The sequence below is a fragment of the Granulicella aggregans genome (assembly GCF_014203275.1).
In the GTDB taxonomy this organism is placed as follows: domain Bacteria; phylum Acidobacteriota; class Terriglobia; order Terriglobales; family Acidobacteriaceae; genus Edaphobacter.
Map to the genome: position 1 here is coordinate 1 of NZ_JACHIP010000031.1, position 24139 is coordinate 24139.

The window sequence follows — 24139 nt, forward strand, 5'->3', positions numbered from 1 at the left end:
CCGCAGAGCCCCTGGCAGCGCGGCTCCAACGAAAACACCAACGGTTTGCTGCGACAGTACTTCCCCAAGAAAACCGACTTGTCCGGCTACTCGCAGGCCGACCTCGATAAAGTGGCTCGGCAACTCAATCAACGTCCCCGGAAAACTTTGGACTTCGATACTCCCGCTAGTAAACTCCAAGCCAGTGTTGCATCGACCGGTTGAGACCGCCCCGACTTCAGAGGAGTTTCGCATTTCTGGCTTCGGTCGCTGATGATGTGTCGAAGTGTCTACTCTTCCGCAAATCTACGTAGCCCACAGTTAGCACACTTTCGCGCGAACACAGTCTCAGGGGTGGCAAAGAAGCCACCAAAGAAATTCCGACTACAGCGCGGACAAGGGAAGTTGCGAAGCCGCGACACCGTGAAAAGGTACAGGGCACCCCATAAGAGCATGGCGGGAAAGAACATTTTGTCTGTCGAGAAAAAGTGTCTTTCGGTACTCGCAACTAGAGCCCCGAAAGGAATGAACCCCAGAAACTCAGCTACCATGATGGCCGCAATCCGGTTACGGTGGCTCCTGAATGCCTGCCACTGGCACCGGTATTTGTGTGCGCCAACATTCTCGACTTCATAGATCATGATGGAGCCCATTCTACTGGCACCTTCATCCCGGGAAACGGGGTTTGCGGAAGTTTCGTGGCGAAGTTTCCGCAAACATCGACTTTCGAGGAGATGCATCCTCTCGGACCTAGCGCGAGCGGTTACTCCTTGTCTTCCACCTGACCTGTTTGGATTCGATTGAGATGGTTGCTCCCGAAACGAACAGAAAAGTGTGCTTCATCAACTCAGTGTTCAGGGCAGTCAACTCATTGGCTAGGAGACTATCGATTCGGCTCCTCCCGGTGGGCCAGCTAAACCAGCGCGCGTTCGGCACATCTACGTTGACCGACGCTATCCCGCTATACGTCAAGTCGTGAAGAGTGTCGCCGTCAAAGCTGCAGAACGTCGCTTCGACAGTGGTACGCAGCCTCATTCGCCGCCTCCTTGGCTCTGAATAGGCGAGCGCATCGCCCACTGAAAACTTGAAAAGGTCAGCATCAAACAAAGGCTGTTTGGGGTCCGAGAATAGCGAGAGTGTTTTCTTGCTGATTCGTCCAGAGAGATCAACTAGTTGTCCCAAATAAGCAGCTTTCAGCTCTGCGGCCTTCTGATTCGCGTGCTCAATTCTCTCCCTGTCGGGTGGCTCGGCGTTCCACGCGTTCTGTATTTCAGGGTCGTAGAAGCGGAGGGGAGATGGCGTCGCGTTTTCGTCCGGCTCCAGTCGCGTGAGACTTCGTTTCTCCATTGACTCCTCATCAGGAGAATAGCCGACGTGATCTCAGCTGGATACAACTTCCTTAGCGATTGGAGGTAACTCGCGGGAAACGGCGTTTGCGGAAGTTTCGGATCCGCCAAATCGTCCGAACCGCCAAATTTTCCGCAAACTACGAGTTTGCGGGACATTGGTTTGCCAGATGTCTTTCGCCTCCCGGCTCAACCGATGCCAGAGCCGTTGCGAGAGGAATCTTGCGGATCACTAAGGCGATGCTGGAGAATACGACGCATGAAAAGCATGCACGCTGTGTTGCTTCTAGGCTTGCTCGGTTCCCCTGGGGTAAGTCAGACCACCGATCGGGACGTGCCGACCGCCAACCAGATGCTTACGGAGGCTGAAGCAACCGCGAGCAGTCAGCATAAAAACGTAATGCTCATCTTCAGTGCTTCGTGGTGCGCATCTTGTCATTTGCAGCAGATCTTTCTGGCCGATCCAACTATCCGTCCGATCTTCGACAAGTATTTTGTCAAGTTGGTAGTCGTCCATGGGGAACGCCCCAATGACACGCGGCATCAGGACACTCCAGGTGTAGACCAACTGCTTGATTCGCTCCATGACACAAACACTAGCCTCCCGCTGACGGTCATACTCAGTAACAGCGGAAAACTCATCGTGGATTCGGTTCGTCCGGTATACGGTCGAAGGGACATCCGGGCCAACATCGGCTTTCCCGATGGTCCAAATGGAACCGATTGGCTCTTTGAGATGTTGAGGCGAGGTGCTCCGTCACTCACGTCAAGCGAGACCCAAATAATCCATACTTGGTTGCTCGAACACGGAAGCAATGAGCACTCGAAACGATGAAATGAGATGGGAACGAAGAGACAGCCGCTGTCGGAACGAGTGCGTCGGAGCGAGCGACACGGCAGCCAGACGTTAGTTCCGCAGAAACGGGATTCTCGGCAACTTCGCCCCGCTCGGACAGCCAAAAACGGCGTGATTGCCGCAAACACCGACTTTGCGGAGTTTTCGAGGGCTTCTTGGTATGGGAGGGTTGCGATTGGGCTCCTCCCATCTTTGACCCATCACATGTCGAGTTTCGCCCTTCGGCCCTAGCAGGGCTGGACCCAACAACGCTGTCACAAGGGGCAATCTGGGAGGCGCTTTCTTGCCGATTCAGACCGTTCCGACGCTGGGTGGCTCACTAAAGGGTTCGCGAAAGGACGATATTCGCAAAACTTGTAAGTTTCGCGAATATCCTGGCTCCTTCATATTGCGGCCAAACGCGGTCGCGCCCTGGTCGCGGTCATGGCCTTTACCTTCGCTCGCGTCTCGGCCCGTTGAGTCGGGCCTGAAGACACACACGATCCGTGCCAAGCGCAAGGCGCTCCCCCGTGCCGGCCAGCCGTTCTATGCCTACCACGCGATGCGGACTAAGCAATGCCGCAGGTTGCTGGAGAGCTCGATCACGCGCGTGGGGGACATCTATAGTTGCAAGCGGCCACAGCTGCAGACACGACTGGTCATGGTGAGCAGAAACAGAACGCCTGCACCGGTTCGGCGGAAAATGATAATTGGCGACGAACATATCAGGTGCACGCGTGCGGGATATACGCCATATCACCGACACCAACAGGAAGGCAGTAAGTCCCCGCCGAATCCTTCAATGCTAAAACGTCATCATAGTACCAAGTTGCACACCCTGTTTGACCAAAAGAATCATCCGGCGTCACATATTGCACTTCGTTTGAACCCTCACTGCAAGTTGCAGTTTCGCCCGTAGCACACCATTCGGTATATTCACACAATCCTACTGGGTTATAGAAACCTGTCCATCTATAGTTTGTAGTTCTGATGCTTACTTGCCATATCCACCTTACGACTTGTGACGAACAGCTGCCCGGCGGACCAGACGGTGGAAAGAACCATTCAGTAAACGTCCAGGGATACCAAACTCCGCTAGTTGCTCCAGCAAGCGCCTGACTTACCTTGGTGTCGGTTGGATAAACGCTGGAGCCTGTGGAGTACATACCATTCAACGTGCTCTCGATCTCTACAGTGCCACAGCGACCGCGCTGTGGCCCCGCCCCGTCGAGAGCAGGGTCACCAATAATATCTGTGTTAATCGGGTTGCAGTCCGCGTAACCAATGTCGCAATTCTCGTCGTTATAGTACGACTGGGCATGCGCGCCAGTAGAAGAACAAAATAGCAAAATCCCCCCAACAACTAATCGAAGAATAAGCTTGTTCATTGACAGCCCCTTTACTTGATTTCTATGTTGCATGAAGGCCCGGGATCACATCATTCGCGAACTATCATCCGAACCTTGGCGGACTGAACGAATTTTGCCAGTTTAGTTGCACCGTCAGATGAAAGCTGATTGATGAAGCTGGCGGTGGTTTCTTCGACAATAGCTTCCCGTTCGGACCTCGCCGCCGTCATATCAATGGGATTACTCGTCTGGATGTATTTGGTCTGCCATTGATGGTACGCGGTATGAAAATGACTTAATACGTCGCGCGCCGCCGCTTTATCAACATCTGATAAGCCAATGCGTTTGAAGTGCATCTCTTGTTTCTTTAGGTCGCCTTCTGTGGGCGATTGAGGTACTCGCAAGCTTAGAAAGACCAAGCGGAACGCCGTGCTATCTGGGATAAGCTCAGGTGTTTTCGAACCATCGATAACTCCAGGAGGCAAGTTAGATGTCTGGGAATGTAACGGAGAACAGAGCAGTGCGATTCCTACTATTCCGGTGATGCCCAGTATGGCCTGTCGCAAATATGACTTCATACCATCCCTTTCTCTTGTCCATTTCATGCACTTAGAACGCTGTCTTATCCGGCTTTCCTGGTGAAACGCTTTGTTCGCTAATGGCGTCCCTATGAGACGGCTCGGCGAGTAAGGAGTCAATAGATGATTGGAATTCCTGAAACGACAAAGATCCCTTAATAGTCTTCTCAACCTTAATGCGGGTTGGATCCTTGGGATCTACATACCCTAGCAAGAACGTAGGTGTGGCACCTACACCAGACTTACGCCCTTCCTCAATGTCACGCTCGACGCTGGCGGCGAATCGATTACTCTGCAGGCAGGAGTCAAACGGCTCGCTTGCAATACCAGCTGAAACCGCGTATTCCTTTAATTCCGAAACAGCTAAGTGCTTTTGGTTTGTAAACAACTTATCGTGAAAGTCCCAATATTTTCCTTGTTCGCCTGCGCAGTATGCAGCCTCAGCCGCCATCTTGGCGTAGGGGTGTGTACGCTCCAACGGGAAATTGCGCGCGACGTAGCGAATCTTTCCCGTCTGAATATATGAATCGTTGATTCGAGGAAAGGTATGCGCGTAGTACTCGCCGCAGAATAGGCACTCATAGTCTGAAAACTCGACCAGCACAACCTTTGCAGTCCCGTCCCCTAGCCCCGGGTATCCTCCGATCGCAAGGGAATCACTGTCCGTCAGCACCTTCCTACTCGCCAACATATTGGAAAGAACATTCAGAGTGTTTTCTATGCGTCGTTGCCCTTCCTGCAGCTGCTCGATTTGTTTCCTTAGCTGTCCCGCCTCGTCTGAAGAAATTTGGGCATGAGCAGGAAGTACAAAGGGTAGGAGAGGGATCGAACAGAGGAGATATAGTTTCAGGATTCTCAGCATGTGGGCTCCTTCAGACGTCTGTATTATGCACGGGCCCCTAGGCGAGCACAATAACAAATCGTACAAAAAAAGCCAATGCTGTTGTTAATTTCACCATTTCTGGAGAGGTTTGCGAGCGCGGACGACGTTTTCGACAATATCGCAGGATTTCCCGGTCCAGATAAAGAGTTTGGGCTCGTCGCTGTGCACTGCTCGGATCACTGAAGGTCGAGCCTCTGCATGGCATGGATCTTCACACCCACAGACAGGCAAAAGACGCCACGCTGGAATGGCTGCTCTCGTCCAACGATTTCAAGATGCACTCCACGTTCGGCTCTCTGAGCCCAGCACAGTTGCCGAGGCACAAGCACGCTGCGAACAATGCTCTCGCAGCATACAGGCGAGGCTCAACCGCCAATCGGGCAAACACACACACACCAGAACGCTCATGAAAGATGCATTCTGAGGGAAAGCTCACTACTTAGTAATATCGAATAGCCTAGTAGTATTCGATCTCGCGGGTGGAAGTCACCACGTAGGGTATTGACCCGCTTTTTGAGGGGAGGCCCGTAATGACCTGTTTCACCCAATTCTTGTGCTCATCGTAGTCATACATGTATGTGGTGACAAGATCTTGATTGTCATATGGGTTACTGTCGTCGCTTGTCTGCGATTTGCGCACCGGGTTTCCATAGGAATCGAATTCAGTGGTAGTTACCGTTACCCTCCCCTGTTGCTCTAATGTATCGGTCTTGTAGCGATTAGAGACAGTATATTCATGCCGAACCAAGGCGATTTCATTCATCCCCTCGGGCATCGTCAAAACATTAGTAAACGCAGAGCAACCAGCGAATAGGCGCTCCCGAATGATCTGGCTCTTTTCATCGTAGATGGCCGAACCAAATCCACGAACAAACCCCTTGTGATCAAGAAAATACCTAGCCAGAGTCAGGCCCAACGGTGAAACCAGACGCCGTTCTACAGTCACCCCGTGTAGCCGCAGGTAAACTGAAGATGTTGCCATGTGGAACGCCAGGGCTGAGTTGGAGCCTAGACCATAATCTAACGACACTGCGGTACCAACACCTTCAAGGTGGTGAAATTCATGCCGATGCTCGCTAGCCAAGGTGCCCACTTCATCGTAAAAGCGACTTACGGAGAGATAGTCACCGTTGTATGAGTGCGCCAGAACACTTGTTAAGCGATCGTCGCAATATATCTTCTCTTCCACAAGCAGGTGGCCGTCGTAACCGAATGTTCTTCTGATGACGGGACCAGCAAGATGGTGAGTTCCCTCTTGCAACCGCCCAGTGCGATCGTAACTGGCGGTGTCGATACGTTGGTTTCCGGATGACTCAACGGTCTCGCAACGATATCTCGCTACAGATCCTTTGAGTCCAGTTCTCGCTAGCGCATACTTGTCTTCAAGAATATTCATTGCGAAAGGCTCTTGGGGGTGGAGAACTTTGAAAACGGTAAATCGACCAAACCATCCAGCGCCGCCCGGAGCCCGTTGCGATCGGCGTCCTACTAGGCGTGATCAAAACGAGCGGTCACGTCCCTCGATCTGTCGGACAAGGGCTCCGGAAACATCAGGCTCCTTCGAAACGTAATCCATCGTTAGGTCGCTCACCTTCACCATAAGGTTATTACACTTTCAGCAAGGCCCCAGGCTTCATGGTTATACGGCGGCCACGTCATGCTCGTTGCGCTTCGTCTTTCCATTCGTCCCCTCGCAACCGTCTTTTACATAAGAGAGCTATGCTCATCACCACACTACGCTACTGGAAAGGCACCGTATGCCGTGCTCGATCCACCTGATTCGTTCTCTCATCGAAGAAGGTCGCCGTGCAAGATCCCGGCGTCTCTCATCGAGTCGCCATCGACTCGCATCAGGAAAGTGGCCGCCTTGTTGTCAATCAGGAAATCTGTCAGATCGAGTGGGGTTTCCAGGTAGTCCTCTGCTGGGCTTGGGAAGCCCGCAGGGACGCTCCCCTCGAAGTACGGCAGCACCAGCGGCCAATTCGCGGCCCAATCCACCAGTTGCAGGCTCATTCACACCCCCATCACAGGTATAGCAGTAAGGGCGAAATAAAAGCGAATACAATTTGAGGAAGGTTGAACGGCATCCTAGGATAAGGTGACCGATATGGATTACAACAAGTTGCTCGCCCTTTGGAGCGTCGACGAGATGCCTGCATGCGAAGAGGGGATGAAGCTGGCACAGGCATTTCTGATCTCGGCTGGGCAGGCTGTCGAACGATTGGGAGTTGAAGCGCCAGAAGATCGACTTACAGAACTCACTGCCGCGTATACGGCGCTCACAGACCACAGCTTTGACTGTGACAACTGCAATGAAACCGAAAGCCCTTCCGATCGCTCCAGGAAGGCTCCAGACTTCGGCACGATGCCCGATAGGGATGACATTCCAGGCGATGCACACGAGAAGGAACAGGAGTTTATCGCCGATCGCGAGGTCGGTTTTCACGCTGGATTAGAGGGGCAAGAACCTGATGATTCGCAGTCGAAAGGCTGGCAGCGAGGCTGGGCCGACGCACAAGAATAGGGGCTGGCGGCGAATGTGTGGGCGCTACGGAAGGACATCAGACAAGCAGCGGATCGCTGACGCGTTCCGCGTCACATCCGATCTCTCAGGTCTTTCCATGCCCGCAGCGGATTACAACATCGCCCCTTCCACGTTCCAACCCGTCATTCGCGAGAACCGAGAAGACGGTTCCCGTGAAATGGTGCTCATGCGATGGGGGCTAATTCCCTTCTTCACCAAAGACATCGACAGTATCAAAGGCATCTCTACCATCAATGCCAAGGCCGAGAACGTCCCGACTTCCCCCACCTGGCGTGAGCCCTTCAAGAAACGAAGGTGCATCATACCGGCCAGCTTTTTCTACGAATGGAAGAAGCTTGATGCCAAGACCAAACAGCCATTCGCATTCAGCGTCAACGGCAACAGCTCCATCTTTGCTTTCGCCGGTCTTTGGGACGCTTGGAAGGATGGGCACGGACATTGGCTCCAATCTTTCAGCATCGTGACCACTTCCGCTAACGAATTAATGGCCTCTGTTCACACGAGGATGCCGGTTATCTTGCATCAACGTGACTACGATCGGTGGCTCTCCAGAGAGGTTTCCGAACAACCACCCATCGATCTCATGCGCCCGTTCGAATCTGAGGAAATGGAGATCAAACCCGCAAATCGCTTGGTTGGCAACGTCAGAAACAATGGGCCCGAAATGCTCAACAGCGCATAAACCACACTGTAAACGCGCTTCCCTTCCCTCTTCACTTCAGCTCGAATCTCCCCTCCACATAAACCGGCTCCTCTTCTGCCTGTTAACCCCAGAAAATCTGGCGGGGGAGGTCTCCCCCTGTCTCCAGCCAGCGATAAAGCCGCCGTCTTCCGGCACCCCCTCTGCGGGGACACCCCGCAACGCCCCGAAAAACAAACAGCAGCAACAGCAACCATTTCACTACAGGCCGTGGAAATGCCGTGACCGTGGAAAGCATGGAAACGAGAAAGAAGAGACCGTTTCCACCCTTTCCACTGCCCCTTGGAAGGCGCGTTAATGCAGGCGCCTTCCACATTTCCACCGCCACGACTACGGGGCTATGTGTTTTCGGAAACTAAAACAACAAAACCGAGAATCGGTGGCTACGCGGCCTCTGCGACCGTCGAGTGGATCGTGAGCACTGTGCCCTCCGCTTTTTGAAGATACGCGACCATGTCAAAGAGATTGCGGGCCACAGGGTTCCCATCAGGGCTCAGCATCCTCATGAGGCTTTTGGGAGAGCGCCCCAACGCCTCTCCCAACTTTAGAAACCCAACAGTCCCGTTTACATATTCACGCAGTACGACCTTGCCAGTCTCCAGGTCGCCAGACACCATGCAAGAAACAGCCTCGCTCAATAGCGCACCCCGAAACTCAGCACTTGTTTCAAGATCCTTCTTCACCGTCTCAATGAAACTGTGTGTTGGCATAATTACCCCCGATTCCCTTTCGTTTTCTTGTATTCGATCCAGAGTGATTTTGCAGCTTCTATATCTAGCTGTTGCCGTTTTTTCGTGCCGCCGCCCAACAAAATTATTAGCTCTTCACGATCTTTGCCAAAGTACACGCGATAGCCCGGCCCAAAGTCTAAGCGCAGCTCATGAACTGCCGCGCCCACACTTTTTGCCGCTGAGAAATTCCCGATGGACAAGCGAAACACTGCGACGGTGATTCTCGATTTTGTTTGTGCGTCAAGTTGGTCCCGCCACTTGATGAATGGAGCGATTCCTGCGGCGGTGACGTATTCACGAACTTCGATCATGCATTGAGGGTAACATAGATGTTACTCAATAGCAAGATAGCAAGATAGCAAGCTAAGAAGATAACAAGCTAGCTGCTTACTAGCTTGCAAGATAGCTGCTTACTCGCTTGCAAGATAGCTGCTAGTTTGCTATCGTATAGGTATTGAGGGTGGCGATGTCTATCGAGGCGAAAACAGAATGTGAAGAATCAAAGAAAACTGTATCGTACGATACATCCCTAGCTGAACCCACGATCACAGAACGCGAGTATCAAGCCTTCCAAGCGGCTTACAACTTCCTCAACACTGAACTATTCGCCGGTTCCCTGCCTCACGTTCTTGTGACGTTCCAGCGCCACGCTAACGCCAAGGGATATTTTGCAGCGGATCGCTTCGAGGGTCGCATTGATGGGGCCAAAGCACACGAATTGGCGATGAACCCGGACGTATTCACTAGCAGGACTGACGAGCTGATCCTTTCGACCCTGGCGCACGAGATGGCCCACGTCTGGCAACAGACCCACGGAACACCTCCACGCCGCGCCTATCATGACCGCCAGTGGGCCGCGAAGATGAAGGAGATTGGCTTGCAGCCCTCGACTACCGGCGAGTTAGGAGGCAAGGAGACGGGTCAAAGCGTGACCCACTACATCATCCCCGGTGGTGCTTATTCTCGCGCCTATGCAAATCTGGCGGCAAATGGATTTCAGCTCAATTGGCAGTCCCGGGCGTTTTCACAGGAGCGCAAGAAAAAGGCTGCGAGTAAGACAAAATACACCTGCCCAGCCTGCGGCACCAACGCATGGGCGAAACCAAACACTGCTCTCATTTGTGGCGAGTGTTACGACCATGACGAAGGCGATGCGACGACTATGGAGCCAGAGGAGGTCGACACTGACGATTGAGCAATTCATCTGCCAACAAACTAGCAGATATCAGCTAACAAACTATCTTGCTACGTTGTTAGCGGCTACCTTACAATCAGCTAACAGCAATTGGAGAAAAACGTATGGCCCAGATCGTCGGTTTCATCAGTCAGAAAGGCGGGGTAGGGAAGTCCACACTAGCCCGCGGCCTTTCGCGAGAAGCGGCAAAAGGCGGTCTCAACGTAAAGTTGGCCGACCTAGACACGCAACAGGGTACTTCAGTGGATTGGTATAGGCGACGGCTAGACAGCGGTGCATTGCCAGTCTTCTCAGTAGAAAGTTTCAAGACCGCATCTCAGGCTCTCCGATCAGCCGATCAGCTTGATATGTTGCTCTTGGACGGTCCGGCACGCGCCAGCTCCGCTACGTTAGAGATCGCTCAGGCCGCGACTTTGGTTGTGCAGCCAAGCGGCGCGAGTGTTGACGACTTACGGCCCGCGATCCTTGTATTTCACGAACTCGTGAAGGCAGGTATCCCGAAAGATCGGCTCTGTTTCGCGCTGTGTCGGATCGGAACGGATGCAGAGGAAGCGGATTCTCGGTCATACATTGAACAAGCCGGATACATGACGCTGCAAGGCTCACTACCGGAGCGCCCCTCATACCGACAAGCCTCAAACGCAGGGCTTTCGATAACAGAGACCAGATACCCGCAGCTCAATCTACGCGCAGACACGCTAATCCAATCGATGGTGGATAAACTCAATGGCTAATTTTCCGAAGCCTTCTCGCAATAAGCTCCCGCCGCCGCCGCCGCCGACCGAGGCGACAGACAACCTAAGCCAACCGGAACATGCACCCGGAACTTTCGTTGATGGCCGAACGCTCCGGGCGACCGGAAGAACAACACAATTCACCACTCGAATAACAGAGGAGCTACAACGAGACATCAAGGTCTGGACTGCACAGAATGGGATGAAGTTGAACGACTTTGTAGAACGCGCATTTCAGGCTCTGAAGAAGGAGATGGGAAACTAGCAGCTAACCTACTATCAGCTAGAACGCAATCAAGCTAGCAGGGAAGTGCTACAGGCCGCGCTACCTGTACACAGCGCGTTATTTTCGTGTATAGATAATTTGTGGCCATGACATGTATATGTCATTCTTGGATCCACACTTTTAGCTTAGGTCGGGTCAAATGCGAAGATCGCTTACTCCGTCTTGTAACCTTGGAGCAATAAAAAGCCCCCTGCGTTCTCAGCGCCGAGGGCTCATATTTCTAAACCCGCATTGGAGGCGGGCCTATGAATAGGTTAGCCCAAGAGCGTCAGAATCAATCATCTGTAAATGCAAATTTTGGGCTACAGAAGCAGCTACCAATATGGCCCGAAAGTGTCAGGGGCGGCCCGAACGCAATTCTCCGGTCGGCCCTTTTTGCGGGCATTCAGAGTAAAAAGCGTCAAATCATAGGGAAGCAAACACGGCCAGACAAAAATTTGGAATCCGTCCCGATTGCATCTCAAGATGGAATCACCATCAACTTCGCTGGTATGCAGCTAAACCAGTATGACGCGGACGTGTTTTTTGAGACTCTACACCGTGCCCGCCGCCAACCGATGGAAACGGTTTGTCAATTCCAGGGTTCCGATTTCCTCAAATCGATTGGTAGAAGCTGCAACAACCTAAGCTATGAAGATTTAGAAGAAAGTTTGCAGCGCCTTAGACGGGGCTCGGTGGATCTCGAGTGGAAAGTGAATGATCGACAATACCGGTTTTCGGGTAGTCTCATAGCCTACTTTGTACGAGAGAAAACCACGAAAACGTATAAGGTCACCTTCGCGAAAGAGATCCTTACGCTCTTTGCGCCTGCAAGCTGGACGCAATTGGAATGGGACCAACGCCAGGCCATCAAGGGCAAACCCCTCGCACAATGGCTTCACAGCTACTACTCGACACACGCGGCTCCGTTCCCGCTTACGGTTGCATTTCTCCACAACAAGTCCGGCAGTCCAACCACGCTTTTGAAACACTTCAAAACTGAGCTTAACAATGCGTTTGATACGCTCTCCACGACTCTAGGGTGGTCTGTGACTTGGAATCGAAACCTAGTTACGGTGAGCCGAAATCCCTCCGCTGCTCAGCATCGACATGTCGCCAAAAAGATCGCCAAGACGAAGAGACTGATAGCCCAAAGAGAAGCGCAGGATAAACAACGTGAACAACAACAGCTTGGCTTAGGGCGGAATGATTCAACTGCGCGTTCGACTCGCCAGGATACGTTGGAAATGTTCTCAACCGGCCAACTCCTAGACCAGCTCATGAAAGCCCGCTAACCTTTCGCATCTCACCCGACCGCATTGGCAAAAGTCGGATGGAATGCGAATCGGGCGACTAGGCAGACATCCCCGTAGAGGATAGTTCGCATTTCACCCGACCGTAGCCCTGCTGCGTCGTCGAGGCATCGCATTTCACCCGACCGAAACCTCTTTGCAAGCCCGATTAGCGACAAATCCCAGGCGCTTTCCGCTATTTGCTCGCATTTCACCCGACCAAACGGGGTCTCTTGACCGCACCGGCCTTTCGCATTTCACCCGACCGGCGCTTTGAGAAGCGGATGTGGATGTTTTCTACGACGGATTTAGCCGTTCGCATTTCACCCGACCACGTTTCGCATATGGCCCGACTTCGAACGCATATGACCCGACCTTCGACGCATTTCGCCCGACCAAGGAATTTGCACAAACGAACGTAAGCCCCTCATTAACATCAGTTTATGACCACCCTTGCAAGTGCTCTAATCCTTTAAATCTCCTTTAAATCCCAATCTTAATCACCTGCAAAAACGGTTCTCCGTTGTGCATAACTAATCGTGGAGTGATCGAACAATGTCACGCAGCCAATAAGGAAGCACGATGCTTCAAGAAGAGACGTAAAAGTACAAGACGTCCGCGCAGTGCAAAATGCGCGAAACCTCAAGACGGCCCCAACCACAAAAGCAAAACCTTGCTGTTGAAAGTGGGGCTGCTGATCGGAGTTGGCTAAAGGATTAAACCTCACACCAATCGAGCAGAAAGGCCTCAAGGCGCGCGCCGGAGGCGGAGGTCGAAGTCTTGCCCCCTCACACCTGCTACGGGGCGTCCACGGTCGCGAAAACAGCGATCGTAACGATGAGCGAGCCAGAGCGCGCAAAAGGGTGTATGTTTCCCCCGCATGAACTCTCACCAAAGAGCCACGGGCGGCAGCGCCTGAGGCCCCTACCATTTGTTATTTATCGCCCCAATCGAGTACTAAGTAACCAGCCTAGTAACCAGTTATGTTAACTACCTTATATATAATCGAGCGAGACAGAATCCCCGAAAAGCCATGCGATTTCATAGAGATAGCCGCCCTGCGAAAAAAGTACGCGCCTTTTCGCCGGGCACACTTAGTATGTGAAAGGACACGCTTTCCATGCTGAGCACACGGGCCCCGTCGAACTAATTTCTAGACACGCTATGTCGTTCAGGAGTATCCACATGAAGAGACGCTTTCTAACATTGGCCATCGTAGGCACCCTAACTTGCTTTCAACCAGCTATCTCATACGCCGGTGTCGGTGGGGCCAATCCGCCACCCAAGCACGCAGCGCAAATTTCCCAGATTGTGCTAATCATGCAGATATTCATGAGCATGAGCGTGATTTAGCCAATAGAGACGACCTGTGTTAAACATCGCCGAGATAGAGAACACGCTGTGGCTTGGAAGCTTCATCGGCCATATCGCCCTGCTCATCGTGCTGACGTTCAGACGATGCGTCACAGAATTCCCTGTGTTCACCACACGCATCTCGTATCTCACTGCTACGACCATTGCGCTGTTTTACATCTCGCGCTACGGTACAGCGCACGACTATTTTCGGGCGTATTGGGCCGTGGCATTCATCGACTATGCGTTGCAGGTTGGCGTGATCTATGAAATGGCGCGTCACGTTCTTCGCTCCAGGGGGAAGTGGATCTCAGAAGCACGCCGACCGTTTCTTATTTGGTCTGCCGTTGGGTCTGCCATAGCAGTCGCTATCGGTGCAGCGATTCGGATCCCTGGAGAGACTGGACTGAGCCTCTATTCCATACAATCAAACTTCGCTACTTCATTCCTCACGTGCGGCGTCTTCCTCGCCATGTCTCTCTCTGCCGACAGGTTGGCGTTGCAGTGGACGAACCACGATATGGCAATTGGCGAAGGGTTGACTTTCTGGAACTTGTGCACTTTGATAGAGCAAATAGCACACCTCGCAACGGGCTGGAATCCTAACCAACGAGCCTATGACGACGTGAGCAGCGCGGCATACGTACTGTCCCTCCTTTTTTGGATCGTTGCTTTCTCTCTGCCTGTCTCAAAACGCCCACCACTCTCGCGAGACGTGCAAGAGCAGCTCGCATTGATCCATGAGCACACGATAGCCGGTTTGAAAACACTAGATAGCGCCGCCACACCAACCAAGCGCGACGAGAAAGAAACGCAATGAGCATCCTCCCCAGCGCCTTCTTCGCGGTCATATTCGTCTACTTCATTTCCGTTTTCGCTGCACACACATGGTCCGGAATTCGTACGCGCAAACTCTCATCGCTGTCTCCGCGCGATCTCCTCAATAAGCTCCATCCCGTGCCATTGCGAGAGATCGAAGCGCTTGCACACGCACACATGCCATCTAGTGAGCACAGCACACGTGACCCCATCACAATTTGGAGGATGCTGGGAGAAGCACGAGGCGTCAGTAACATGATCGAAAACACCGAGATTATGATCGCGCTCGCGTCTTACGCGGAGCGCTGGAATCCTGCCGATATGCAGTTCGACGCAGCACGCATGAGACGAGATGGAGTCTTGTTCCGTCGTGCCGCAGCACACTTAAGCAACAGCGTAATCACAGCTAATCCGCTCAACATTTCTCTCTACGCCCATGAAGTTGCAAGCACGTATTACGTCATGAGCCAGCGCCTCCGCACTGCAATGAATATCGATCCCCAGTTCGCAGAGCCACGTTAGATCACCGCACGACCGAGCACTCAATGGCCGATGAACCTACTGTATACAAAGCCCGTTTCGGAGAAGATGTCGATAAGAAGCTGAGGAAGCTCATATGGAGGAGAGGTGAACTCCTCAATCTGGTGATTCTCATACTTCAAACGATGGACCTTCGACACATACCGTTGGTGGACATCGACTGGGCTACAGAGAAGGTGTTGGCCACAACCGTAAAGCTGCCTGCGTCCATCTACAAGAAGCTGAAGGCGACAGCCGAAGAGCGCGGCGTAAGCATGAACGTCCTAATCAACAGCGCAGTTTCAGCATATAAGCCGGAAAAGGCGAAGACTTCACCCAAGAAGTAACGCCTTTTGGCATCTCCTAAAAGCACAAAGCAGTATGACATGTTGATGTCATGCTGCTGTACTGTTGTGTGACATCAAAATGTCATGAAGCGACTCGCCCCAAAAATATTTACACATCGCCAATGCATGGTGTATACGTTGTAGTCAATGACATGAAAATGTCATGAGCGAAGACGCTCCCTATGCGCACCGCAAGCAAAAAGTCTGCACTTTTCGCCATTTCCATGGGCGGAGCACCATGCATTAGAACCGTACGCTTTGCCCGCAACCTCAACGTACCGAGATACGAAATACAGGAGCTTACCTTGAGCAAATCACTCACCTCTCGCCTCGCGACTATGGCCGCGAAAACCCTCACCAAACAACACTTGAAAGCGGCAGGTCGTACGCTTGGTCCCGCCCTCATCGCAGTTGCTCTATCGCCTCTCGCTGCACACGCACAGGGCACCGTAGATGTCACTGGCGTAACGACTGCGATGGGAACGATCGAGAAGAGCTGCTTGCTCGGCGGAGCGCTTGCTGTCGTTATCGGTATCGTCTTCGGAGTGTTCCAGTTCATGGGGCGGAACATATCCGGTGGCTTCATGGCAATTGGCGGCGGTCTCTTCGCCGGTATTGTCATCGGCTTCGCTCCGCAGTGGGTCAGCTCACTGACTGGGCAAACGATCTCGATGGTTGTCACGCACGGCGTGAAGGTGCTCGCCTAATCATGCAGATGACCAAGCGTGGAGAGCCACTGTCGATTAATCAAGCCCTCAACAAACCCCGGCAAAAGCTCGGATTGAGCTTACCAATCTGGATGGGCATTGTGATTACGTCGATGCTGGCTCTCCTGCTTCGGTACTTTTTCCTCTCGATCCTGATCTTCATTTCGATCACCACTGTTTGCTGGGTGATCGTGCGCAAACACCCAAAGATGTTCCAACTGTGGGGCCTCAGCTTCACCCAGAAGAGCTACTATGACCCGCGCAAACGCTAACCAGTGGTTCACCGACGCAGGAGCCGCGAACGGCATTATCCCTATCGCGCGCTTCGTTACACCCACGATATTCGCCACCAAGACACGCGGCTATGGGATCTTGTGCGAGGTAGCCGGGGTTGACGAAGAAGGTCTCACGGACGCAGAGATCAACGCCAGGATACGAGCCGTCGAGACGGGCTTACGTGGCTTGGGTGAGGGTTCTTCGCTCTACCAGTACATGCGAGTGACATCCGGCTTCGAAATCCCTAGACAAGCCCAATACGCGGATCCCATCACGCAATCCTTCGTGGATCATCGCTTATCGTTCTTGGCGAAGACGGCCAATTTCAGGCGTATCGATCTTCACTGGTGCCTCACCTTAGAGCCCGAACTTTCAAATCCTTTTGCAGCCAAGCCCAAAGATCAGGCCAATGAAAACGAGCGGTTGATACACCAGCTGCAGAAGGCTGCGAACATCCTCGAAACACACCTGAGCGGCGTGATTGGGCTGAAGGTTCTGAACAAGGAAAGAGTCTTCAAGTTTTTCTGTGAGCTGTTCAACCTTGAGGAGTGGGCGGGACATACGCCCTTGATCTCAGACGTTGGAGTCGACCAACAGATCGTCAATAGCGCGATCTCGTGGGAGAAAGATCATCTGCGGGTAGGGAAGCGTCATGTGCAGATGTTCTCGCTGACCAGCACACCAGCGGCATCGCAACCCTGCCTCTACAACGGCATCACGAATCTGACCTGCGATAGCGTGCTCTGCACCACGTGGAGGCCGCAGTCGACGTCGACCGTGCGCAAGGAGATCAGTGCCCAGGAAAAGTGGATTGACTTCTTCAAGGTCGGTATCTTCCAGCGGGTGATGGCGGGCAAGAACTTTGCCGCGCTCGACCAAGGAGCGGGCGCAAAGGCTGCGTCTGAAGGTGTGGATGACCTTGGCCTCGTCATCAAGGATTTGAACAAGAAGGCGCAGGGCAAGTACACAGTCACTTTGCTTCTCTCGGCCAAAAGTGCTGAAGAGCTCAGAGAGAACACGCCGGTCGTTCACCGTACCTTTGTGGACGCGCAAGCGACCGTCATTGAGGAGACCATCGGGAACCTCTCGGCCTTCTATGCGATGTTTCCTTGCAACCACCGCTACAACGTCTTTCCCCTCTGGCTGGGCGAAGATCACCACGCCCGCCTCTCGCCGGTGTTCGCCCCGAACATCGGTCACCCACTATCCGACGACCTCGATAGTGAGTATCTGAACGTCTTTGAAACCCGGCAGGGAACCCCCTTCTTTCAGGATGTCTACGTGAACGGTGTGCGGGTGCAGCTCACCATCGGACCCCCAGGCACCGGGAAGTCGGTACACACGAACCAGATGCTTGGGCTGGAGCGCAAGTACAACGGGTTTACCTACATCTTCGATCTAGGCAACAGCTACGAGAGCATGGTGGAGCTGTACGGCGGCAGGGTTGATCGAATCGGTCTGGACGGGCCGCGCGTCAATCCGTTCGCGTTGGAGCCGACCGAGAAGAACATCAAATATCTGTTCAACTTCGTCAAGATGCTCCTCACCAATGGTGGAGCCGTCCTCAGCCCCGAGGACGAGGATGCGGTGTTCAAAGAGGTGCAAGGCATGTACCTCATTGATCGGAAGATCCGCAGGCTCTCAAATCTGCTCCTTCCAAAGCACCTGAGCCGGTATCTCGCGAAGTGGGTTGGGCAAGGGGTTTATCACGCCATCTTCGACAACGTAGAAGACTCACTTAGTCTCTCGCGCATCCAGTGCTGGGACTTCGCGGGCGTAGCAAAAGACTATCCCGACCTCATCGAGCCGTTGATGGTGTGGCTGCTTCGCCGGATTGACGACGTGGTTTATGACCCCAGGAACCTCGGCGTTCCCAAGCATGTCGTGATCGAGGAGCTTTTCTCGAACCTCAAGAACAAACAGCTGCTAGAAGGCGCGCTGGCGAGTATCAAGCAGGTCCGGAAAAACCTCGGTGGCGTGACCCTCATCGGCCAGTCCGCGAACGATCTTGGCGAGCACGCAGACAGCATCGTCAACTCCTGCACCTCGTTCCTGTTGCTGCCCGATGCGACGTTCAATCGGACTTTCTATGGCGAGTTGTTCAAGATGACCGATCAGCAGTTGAATCTCTTCGAGAGCCTGGGGCCGCGCGAGGGCCTGTTGATGCGACGTGACGGGATAACGAAGGTTGTCACGTTGAACCTCGACCCACGCAGCTATGCGATCTTCTCGACCAAGCCAAAAGACCGTGCGCGACGTGGGCGGCTCATCAGCCGATGGGGTCTGGAGGAGGGCATCACCCGCTTTGTCGCGGGCGAGGACGCAGCTTAGACCCGAGTTTTGTTTCGTACGATACAGCGCCTAGACCCGTCAGAGCATCCGCCACGCCGCGAATGCATAACCCCCACCGAGCACCGCTTGCTGATAGGAGACCACGTATGAACACGTCGAATACCTACGCCACAACCGCATTACTCGCGATAGCGGCCTACGCCGCACCCGCGATCCATGCCCAGCAGAAAGCCCCTCGTACGATCGAGGTCAATGCGACGGCGGCTCCTCCCATCATCCGCGCTTGCCTCAACGCGTCGACGCTGCTGGAGCTGCCAACCGGGGAGAAGGTCGCGACCGTCTTCGGTGGCAACACAGACGACTGGATCTTCAATGCCGGTCACGTCGCCAGCCGGTTCATCAGCGTGAAGCCGAAGGCTGCGGCTGCCAAGAGCAGCACCAACGTACACATCATCTCTGATCACGGCAACGACTACACCCTTGAACTGCGAGAAGTTTCGGCGGACCCGGCAGGCGGCTGCGATTCAACGGTGTTTCTCGCGCAGACCGACAAGGAAGCCCAGAAGAAGATCGCCGAGGCTCCGGTCTTCATCCCAGCGGCAGAGGTGAAGGAGACAGAAGATCGGCTTGAAAGGGAAGTGGCCCAAGCCAAAGCAACCGCCGCAGCAGACAAGAAGACCGCCGAGACCGCCCAGGAGACCTATCAGAGCACGTATCCCAGCAGCCTGCACTTCGATTACCGATGGGATACAGGCAAGGCCAAGGCACTCGGTGTCCGGCAAATCTGGGATGACGGGAAGTTCACCTATCTCCAGGGCAAGTTCGAGGAACCCCCAGTCGTTTACGAGCTCAAGGACGGCAAGGGTTCGCTCATCAACTTCGACTTCGCGAACGGCCTCTATACCGTCCCCAAGCTTCTCCAGAACGGGTACGTTGCGGTCGGCAAAGCCAAGGTCGAGTTTCACCGTCAGGAGGCCAACTAATGGGAACTGTGCCCGTCGTGCCGTCAGGGAAGCCGCCCATCGGTAGAACCATGCCCATCGTCCTTGTGCTGACCGGGGCCGTCGTCCTCATCGGTGCTTCGACCGCTTACAACATGTTCACCGGAAACCATAAGAAAGAACCGGCGAAAAGCACGCTGCAATCGCGGCCATCCACCGCCGATACGCAGCAAGTAAACGGCTTCGAGAAACAGCAAGCCTTGATTCAGAAGAGCGACGCTGACAACGAAAAGCTCCAACAGTCGATCGCGAACATGGAGGCCCAGGAAAGGGGGATGCAGGCGCAGGAACGTGCTGCCCTCGCACCGCCTGAAGCCGATGGCACCGCACCCATGACCCCAGCGCAGAGTGCGGCGATCTACGGCACCGGCCCAAATGCCCCTCAGCAAACATCGGCCCAATCTGAAGCTCGGGCTCAGGCCAAGCAAAAGGCCGCAGAGCGCGAGAAGAAGCGGTTGGATGCCCTCAACAGCGACACTGTGGCGATTGACTTTCAGACGCACGAGGCGAAAGAGTCTCCTTCAGTAGCCGAACCGACCGTTGCATCACCGACGGTGACCGGGCCGACGATGGTAGCAAACCAGTCGATCGCCGCCCAGGAGCCGGCGTCATCCGACGAGGTCTCCAGACCCGATCAGAGGAAGGGCAAAGACCCACTCGCGGCCTATGACTTCGATGCATACGGGGGCAAACTCTACCGTGTCTTCGAGGGAACTGTCCTAGAAGGCATCATCACCAACCATGTCGATGGGGGCATGTCGGGGCCGGTTCTGCTCATGCTCACGACCGACTACTATTCGCACGACCGGCAGAACCTGCTCCTTCCCCAGGGAACGCGGCTCATCGGTGCAGTGGCAGCAGTCGGCAATCAGCAGCAGCACAAGCTGCCGGTCGTGTTCCACCGTGCCGTCTGTCCAGATGGTTTCTCGATCGACATCGACAAGTACGCGGGCCTGGATCAAATCGGGACTACCGGCCTTGCCACCAACGTTGACCACGGCTATCTCCAAGCGTTCGCCGCCGCTGCCGCTATCGGGGGCCTGGGAGGACTCGCGCAGATCGGCAACAACGGGAGCGTTCTAACCGCCGATAGCCAAATCCGCAACGGTCTCTCCTCGCAAACCAGCCAGGAGAGCGAACAGATCCTCAATCACTTCCTCAATCGGCTGCCGATCATCACGCTCAAGGAAGGTTCTCGAGCGCGTGTCTACATCGGCAAAGACATCCTGATCCCCTCCTACGCGGAACATCGCGTCAACCCGACCCTCTAGGAGCATCCTGCATGAAGAAGTTCCTCAAAACCCTCAGTGTTGCACTCGCAAGCGGAGCCGCCACGCTCGCAATGGCGGTGCCAGCGCACGCGCAGTTCGGCGGTATCGTCTTGGATCCCACCCAATCCGCCCACGCCGTTCAACAGATCTACAACGAAGACAAAAGCCTTCTCAATCAGGCACAGCAGATTGCGTCCGGCTCTCAACGTAATCTCACACTCATCGAGCAGCTCAAGCAAGATGTCGCGATTGCCCAGACAGCACTGAATACCTACCAACAATCGGTTACCACCTACAACACGATCTTCAACAATTTGAAGTATTTCAACACGAAGCAGATCTGGCATACGGCGGAAAATGCCTTGCTCCACGGCTCCGTGCAGAACACGTACGGGGAGACCGCTGGCCTCCAGGCCCAGATGAACGGTCAATCCCAGAACTCGAGCTTGGTCTGGAAGATCATGAACCTTGCGATCTCCGGCACGTCGTCCAGCTTCTGGAGCCAGGAAGTGGTCGGGAACAGCCAAAGGCTCTCAACCCTCGCACACATTGAGGCGATGGACGCGGCATCAAGCCAATGCTTAGCCGCTTCCGGAGCCTACCAAGCCAGTCGAACCGCCAACCTGCAAGCCAACACAGCACTCAATACTTCGGTCTACGACACGAGCAACAACACGAATAGTGAAGTGGAACAGCTCAACTTGCTGAACATGCAGAATGCACAGCGCATGGAGGAGGAGCACGCACAAGGCCAGCTCCACGCCTGCATGGCGGCGCAAGCTGCAGTGACCAACATGGACAAGCGTAATGAGGCGTCGCTCACGCTCAACGACGCCAACTACAAGATCACCCAGCAAGCCAACAATCCTGCATATCTCGGCAACAGCTCGCAGACGTGGACCACGTACTACTGAGGCTGAGATGGATTACGGATACATGTCACTGATTGCCCTTCTGTTCGTCGTGGTGCTGGGTATTCTCGGCACCGCCCTTTTCAACCGCCAAAGAAACGTCCGGCGCTCTCAGATAGCACTAGCACGCCTCAACGGGGCGCTCGCGGCCATACAGAACCTTTCACTGACCTTCGATCCGTACGACACCTCAGACGTTCCAGAACGGTCCACCCCAAAGCGAGCGAGAGTGACACCATGAATACACCACCCCCAGTAGTTGATTGGCTCGGTCAGTTCACCCAAAGTCTGACCGATCTCACGTTGCAGAACGGTGGAGCCCTCTCAGACTTTGGCATGCTGCTGCTGACCTTCATCGCAACCATGATCCTGATCGGCATCGCTGTGCGGATGTCATCCTGGTCGGCGCACTTCGGTGGCAATCGGTCGGTCAGCTTGGACGAGCTGCGGACGTTCTTGTTCCGTCTGCTGTTTTGCTGCGTGATCGAGCATTACTGGGTTACGAACCTGCCCGGCGCGAACTTCGGTTTCAATCGGATGTTCAGCTACATCGCCGCCGCGATTTCACAAGTTCTCGATCACGCCCAGCTCAATCAGATGACCGCCCTGATCGCGGAGGCAGGGCAAAAAACGGACATGCCCGCGACGTTAGCCCCCATGGAATACATTTGCTACTACTACGTCCAAGCTCTTCTCGGCATCGCGTCAGGCATCATCTTCCTGATCAATTGCAGTGGCCTCATCTTCTACGCCGTCGCTGCTTTGTTCGGACCATTGATGATCCCGCTTTACATGACCGAAACGTTTCGCGGGAAGTTTCTGCACTTCGTTGAAGTGCTCCTGAGCCTGGCAATGATCCGGGCCGTCGCCGCCGCTTTCATTTATGTGTGGTCGCAGTTTCTTACAGGCTTCATGCACCAAACGTTTCAAGAGAACTACACCATCGCCAACTGGCTTGCGAACCTCATTCCTTTCACTACGATCTATATCGCATTCATCCTCAATATGTTCCTGATCCCGAGTGTGACGCAAATGATGTTCGGAGGCGGGGCCGGGATTGCTGGAAAGATCGGCGAAACGGTAGAGAAGATCGGCGCGTTCGTTGCGGCGGCAGGCTAAAGACAAATGTTCACCATCATGATGCTTTATCGTCGCGCATCTTTGCTGGGGAAGATCTTCATAATCGCCCTCTTTCTCCTTGTCTTTTTACGCGGTCTCGGCCTGTTTCAGACGAGCAAACCAAAGCACCAGATACCGGAGAGGAACTCGAATGTCCACACACCTCGCAGTGCCCAGTAGTGCTCTCACTCCCCCACAGCATGTCGAAGCCGACAAGATCGCCAACCAGGTCTATTCGGCGCACTACAGCGAACGCAGCATGGCGAAGATTGCAATCGGTGCCTTGGGTATCCTCTCTGTCGTTCTCAGTGCCGGTTTGGTGATTGTTTCGCACCGTCCCGCCATCACCCGCTACGTCCGCATAGATGAGGCCGGGAGAGCACAGGCAATTCAATATAGCGATCTCAATTACAGCCCTCGCGAAGGCGAGATCCGCACCTACCTGACGGATTGGACCAACTACCGGCACACCATCAACCGGGAGACGATGGCGAAGAAATACCCCATGAACTATTACTTCCTCTCCGCACCTCTCGCCAGCCAGCTCATCCTCCAGGACAACAATAACCACCTCATCACGCAGGTTGTGAGCGGGATGGTTGAGCAGAGCGAGGTTCAGGTCAACAACGTGACGATCACGTCGATGACGACAGAGAACATCGAGAACGCCATCTTGTCGCGTGGAACGGCGCTCGAAAGCTTCGACCTCATCTACTCACCGCGCACGTCGAACAAGCCCCGTACAGAGCACTGGATGGCCTCAATCACCTACTATCTCAACCCTGCCCAAGTGAGCGACCAGGCGAAGACGAATCCTCAGTACGAGACGATCAACCCTCTCGGTATGACGATCACAGAATTTCACGAGAACCGCGTCTCGGTCGATCCGATCGTGGCTGACGGGTCGACGTTCCACCCGGCGGTGAAACAGTGAGCGTCCAGAGCGGATGGGAGAAGGTCCTACCATTCTTTACCGAAGATCTACAGGCGCTGATTCTGGACCCCACAATCAGCGAAATCATGATCAACGGAATCACCGGCGTGTATGCCGAGAAAAGCGGTGTGATCGAGCATATTCAACTTCAGAACGAG

General features: G+C 54.0%; 25 protein-coding genes. 18 read left to right on the top strand and 7 right to left on the bottom strand.

The genetic code is table 11. The features are described from left to right. On the top strand, positions 1–204 hold a 204-nt coding region (locus tag HDF16_RS28095), incomplete at its 5' end, for an IS30 family transposase (RefSeq protein WP_184223945.1). A gap of 1380 nt (positions 205–1584) precedes the next feature. Then, positions 1585–2160, top strand: a complete 576-nt coding sequence (locus HDF16_RS28105) for a thioredoxin family protein (RefSeq protein WP_184223949.1) — start codon at positions 1585–1587, stop codon at positions 2158–2160. A gap of 725 nt (positions 2161–2885) precedes the next feature. Here the strand turns inward: HDF16_RS28105 and HDF16_RS28110 are convergent. The 5 genes from HDF16_RS28110 to HDF16_RS28130 form a co-directional block, all read right to left on the bottom strand. Further along, entirely contained in the window at positions 2886–3548 is a 663-nt protein-coding gene (locus tag HDF16_RS28110; protein ID WP_184223951.1) for a hypothetical protein, read from the bottom strand. A gap of 50 nt (positions 3549–3598) precedes the next feature. After that, positions 3599–4087, bottom strand: a complete 489-nt coding sequence (locus HDF16_RS28115) for a hypothetical protein (RefSeq protein ID WP_184223953.1) — start codon at positions 4085–4087, stop codon at positions 3599–3601. A gap of 31 nt (positions 4088–4118) precedes the next feature. Next, positions 4119–4949 (bottom strand): DsbA family protein, encoded by an 831-nt coding sequence (locus tag HDF16_RS28120; RefSeq protein WP_184223955.1) that lies wholly within the window; start codon positions 4947–4949, stop codon positions 4119–4121. 478 nt (positions 4950–5427) lie between these two features. Further along, on the bottom strand, positions 5428–6366 hold the full coding sequence (locus HDF16_RS28125) for a hypothetical protein (RefSeq protein ID WP_184223957.1): 939 nt from the start codon (positions 6364–6366) through the stop codon (positions 5428–5430). 392 nt (positions 6367–6758) lie between these two features. After that, positions 6759–6983, bottom strand: a complete 225-nt coding sequence (locus HDF16_RS28130; RefSeq protein ID WP_184223959.1) for a LexA family protein — start codon at positions 6981–6983, stop codon at positions 6759–6761. 157 nt (positions 6984–7140) lie between these two features. Here HDF16_RS28130 and HDF16_RS28135 point away from each other — a divergent pair, with 157 nt between their 5' ends. Both HDF16_RS28135 and HDF16_RS28140 read left to right on the top strand, forming a co-directional pair. After that, on the top strand, positions 7141–7494 hold the full coding sequence (locus tag HDF16_RS28135) for a hypothetical protein (protein ID WP_184223960.1): 354 nt from the start codon (positions 7141–7143) through the stop codon (positions 7492–7494). A 13-nt stretch (positions 7495–7507) separates the two neighbouring features. Then, a complete protein-coding gene (locus HDF16_RS28140; RefSeq protein ID WP_184223962.1) occupies positions 7508–8197 on the top strand; it encodes an SOS response-associated peptidase in 690 nt (229 codons plus the stop codon). A gap of 401 nt (positions 8198–8598) precedes the next feature. On the opposite strand, the gene HDF16_RS28145 is transcribed toward HDF16_RS28140, so the two are convergent. Both HDF16_RS28145 and HDF16_RS28150 read right to left on the bottom strand, forming a co-directional pair. After that, positions 8599–8898: a transcriptional regulator gene (locus HDF16_RS28145; RefSeq protein WP_221313339.1), complete on the bottom strand. Its 300-nt coding sequence runs from the start codon at positions 8896–8898 to the stop codon at positions 8599–8601. 29 nt (positions 8899–8927) lie between these two features. Beyond that, positions 8928–9257, bottom strand: coding sequence for a type II toxin-antitoxin system RelE/ParE family toxin (locus HDF16_RS28150; RefSeq protein WP_184223966.1), 330 nt, complete (start codon positions 9255–9257; stop codon positions 8928–8930). Positions 9258–9412: 155 nt separating this feature from the next. Here HDF16_RS28150 and HDF16_RS28155 point away from each other — a divergent pair, with 155 nt between their 5' ends. The 14 genes from HDF16_RS28155 (at position 9413) to HDF16_RS28220 (ending at position 23981) form a co-directional block, all read left to right on the top strand. Further along, complete coding sequence (locus HDF16_RS28155; protein WP_184223968.1) at positions 9413–10141, top strand: SprT-like domain-containing protein; 729 nt, start codon at positions 9413–9415, stop codon at positions 10139–10141. Between the two features lie 104 nt (positions 10142–10245). Then, a complete protein-coding gene (locus tag HDF16_RS28160) occupies positions 10246–10875 on the top strand; it encodes a ParA family protein (RefSeq protein WP_184223970.1) in 630 nt (209 codons plus the stop codon). A gap of 531 nt (positions 10876–11406) precedes the next feature. Beyond that, complete coding sequence (trfA, locus tag HDF16_RS28165) at positions 11407–12435, top strand: plasmid replication initiator TrfA (RefSeq protein WP_184223972.1); 1029 nt, start codon at positions 11407–11409, stop codon at positions 12433–12435. A gap of 1366 nt (positions 12436–13801) precedes the next feature. Next, positions 13802–14605, top strand: a complete 804-nt coding sequence (locus tag HDF16_RS28170; protein WP_184223974.1) for a hypothetical protein — start codon at positions 13802–13804, stop codon at positions 14603–14605. After that, positions 14602–15126, top strand: coding sequence for a hypothetical protein (locus HDF16_RS28175; protein ID WP_184223976.1), 525 nt, complete (start codon positions 14602–14604; stop codon positions 15124–15126). Before HDF16_RS28170 ends, HDF16_RS28175 begins: the two co-directional genes overlap by 4 nt. Positions 15127–15149: 23 nt before the next feature. Beyond that, positions 15150–15470, top strand: coding sequence for a hypothetical protein (locus tag HDF16_RS28180; RefSeq protein ID WP_184223978.1), 321 nt, complete (start codon positions 15150–15152; stop codon positions 15468–15470). A gap of 305 nt (positions 15471–15775) precedes the next feature. Then, positions 15776–16177, top strand: a complete 402-nt coding sequence (locus HDF16_RS28185; protein WP_184223980.1) for a hypothetical protein — start codon at positions 15776–15778, stop codon at positions 16175–16177. Positions 16178–16185: 8 nt separating this feature from the next. Beyond that, positions 16186–16449: a VirB3 family type IV secretion system protein gene (locus HDF16_RS28190; protein WP_184223982.1), complete on the top strand. Its 264-nt coding sequence runs from the start codon at positions 16186–16188 to the stop codon at positions 16447–16449. Beyond that, entirely contained in the window at positions 16430–18784 is a 2355-nt protein-coding gene (locus HDF16_RS28195) for a VirB4 family type IV secretion system protein (protein WP_184223984.1), read from the top strand. Before HDF16_RS28190 ends, HDF16_RS28195 begins: the two co-directional genes overlap by 20 nt. 107 nt (positions 18785–18891) lie before the next feature. Further along, entirely contained in the window at positions 18892–19728 is an 837-nt protein-coding gene (locus HDF16_RS28200; RefSeq protein ID WP_184223986.1) for a TrbG/VirB9 family P-type conjugative transfer protein, read from the top strand. Further along, positions 19728–21017, top strand: a complete 1290-nt coding sequence (locus HDF16_RS28205) for a TrbI/VirB10 family protein (RefSeq protein WP_184223988.1) — start codon at positions 19728–19730, stop codon at positions 21015–21017. Before HDF16_RS28200 ends, HDF16_RS28205 begins: the two co-directional genes overlap by 1 nt. Positions 21018–21028: 11 nt before the next feature. After that, positions 21029–21931: a hypothetical protein gene (locus tag HDF16_RS28210; RefSeq protein WP_184223990.1), complete on the top strand. Its 903-nt coding sequence runs from the start codon at positions 21029–21031 to the stop codon at positions 21929–21931. 234 nt (positions 21932–22165) lie between these two features. Beyond that, positions 22166–23047, top strand: a complete 882-nt coding sequence (locus HDF16_RS28215) for a hypothetical protein (protein WP_184223992.1) — start codon at positions 22166–22168, stop codon at positions 23045–23047. Between the two features lie 151 nt (positions 23048–23198). Further along, on the top strand, positions 23199–23981 hold the full coding sequence (locus HDF16_RS28220; protein ID WP_184223994.1) for a VirB8/TrbF family protein: 783 nt from the start codon (positions 23199–23201) through the stop codon (positions 23979–23981). The last annotated feature ends 158 nt before the right edge of the window (positions 23982–24139 follow it).

Excerpts from the sequence above, each read along its gene's own strand:
- HDF16_RS28105 (WP_184223949.1), top strand. The coding sequence starts at position 1,585 with ATGAAAAGCATGCACGCTGTGTTGCTTCTAGGCTTGCTCGGTTCCCCT.
- HDF16_RS28110 (WP_184223951.1), bottom strand. The coding sequence starts at position 3,548 with ATGAACAAGCTTATTCTTCGATTAGTTGTTGGGGGGATTTTGCTATTT.
- HDF16_RS28115 (WP_184223953.1), bottom strand. The coding sequence starts at position 4,087 with ATGAAGTCATATTTGCGACAGGCCATACTGGGCATCACCGGAATAGTA.
- HDF16_RS28120 (WP_184223955.1), bottom strand. The coding sequence starts at position 4,949 with ATGCTGAGAATCCTGAAACTATATCTCCTCTGTTCGATCCCTCTCCTA.
- HDF16_RS28125 (WP_184223957.1), bottom strand. The coding sequence starts at position 6,366 with ATGAATATTCTTGAAGACAAGTATGCGCTAGCGAGAACTGGACTCAAA.
- HDF16_RS28130 (WP_184223959.1), bottom strand. The coding sequence starts at position 6,983 with ATGAGCCTGCAACTGGTGGATTGGGCCGCGAATTGGCCGCTGGTGCTG.
- HDF16_RS28135 (WP_184223960.1), top strand. The coding sequence starts at position 7,141 with ATGAAGCTGGCACAGGCATTTCTGATCTCGGCTGGGCAGGCTGTCGAA.
- HDF16_RS28140 (WP_184223962.1), top strand. The coding sequence starts at position 7,508 with ATGTGTGGGCGCTACGGAAGGACATCAGACAAGCAGCGGATCGCTGAC.
- HDF16_RS28150 (WP_184223966.1), bottom strand. The coding sequence starts at position 9,257 with ATGATCGAAGTTCGTGAATACGTCACCGCCGCAGGAATCGCTCCATTC.
- HDF16_RS28155 (WP_184223968.1), top strand. The coding sequence starts at position 9,413 with ATGTCTATCGAGGCGAAAACAGAATGTGAAGAATCAAAGAAAACTGTA.
- HDF16_RS28160 (WP_184223970.1), top strand. The coding sequence starts at position 10,246 with ATGGCCCAGATCGTCGGTTTCATCAGTCAGAAAGGCGGGGTAGGGAAG.
- trfA (WP_184223972.1), top strand. The coding sequence starts at position 11,407 with ATGAATAGGTTAGCCCAAGAGCGTCAGAATCAATCATCTGTAAATGCA.
- HDF16_RS28175 (WP_184223976.1), top strand. The coding sequence starts at position 14,602 with ATGAGCATCCTCCCCAGCGCCTTCTTCGCGGTCATATTCGTCTACTTC.
- HDF16_RS28180 (WP_184223978.1), top strand. The coding sequence starts at position 15,150 with ATGGCCGATGAACCTACTGTATACAAAGCCCGTTTCGGAGAAGATGTC.
- HDF16_RS28190 (WP_184223982.1), top strand. The coding sequence starts at position 16,186 with ATGACCAAGCGTGGAGAGCCACTGTCGATTAATCAAGCCCTCAACAAA.
- HDF16_RS28195 (WP_184223984.1), top strand. The coding sequence starts at position 16,430 with ATGACCCGCGCAAACGCTAACCAGTGGTTCACCGACGCAGGAGCCGCG.
- HDF16_RS28200 (WP_184223986.1), top strand. The coding sequence starts at position 18,892 with ATGAACACGTCGAATACCTACGCCACAACCGCATTACTCGCGATAGCG.
- HDF16_RS28205 (WP_184223988.1), top strand. The coding sequence starts at position 19,728 with ATGGGAACTGTGCCCGTCGTGCCGTCAGGGAAGCCGCCCATCGGTAGA.
- HDF16_RS28210 (WP_184223990.1), top strand. The coding sequence starts at position 21,029 with ATGAAGAAGTTCCTCAAAACCCTCAGTGTTGCACTCGCAAGCGGAGCC.
- HDF16_RS28215 (WP_184223992.1), top strand. The coding sequence starts at position 22,166 with ATGAATACACCACCCCCAGTAGTTGATTGGCTCGGTCAGTTCACCCAA.
- HDF16_RS28220 (WP_184223994.1), top strand. The coding sequence starts at position 23,199 with ATGTCCACACACCTCGCAGTGCCCAGTAGTGCTCTCACTCCCCCACAG.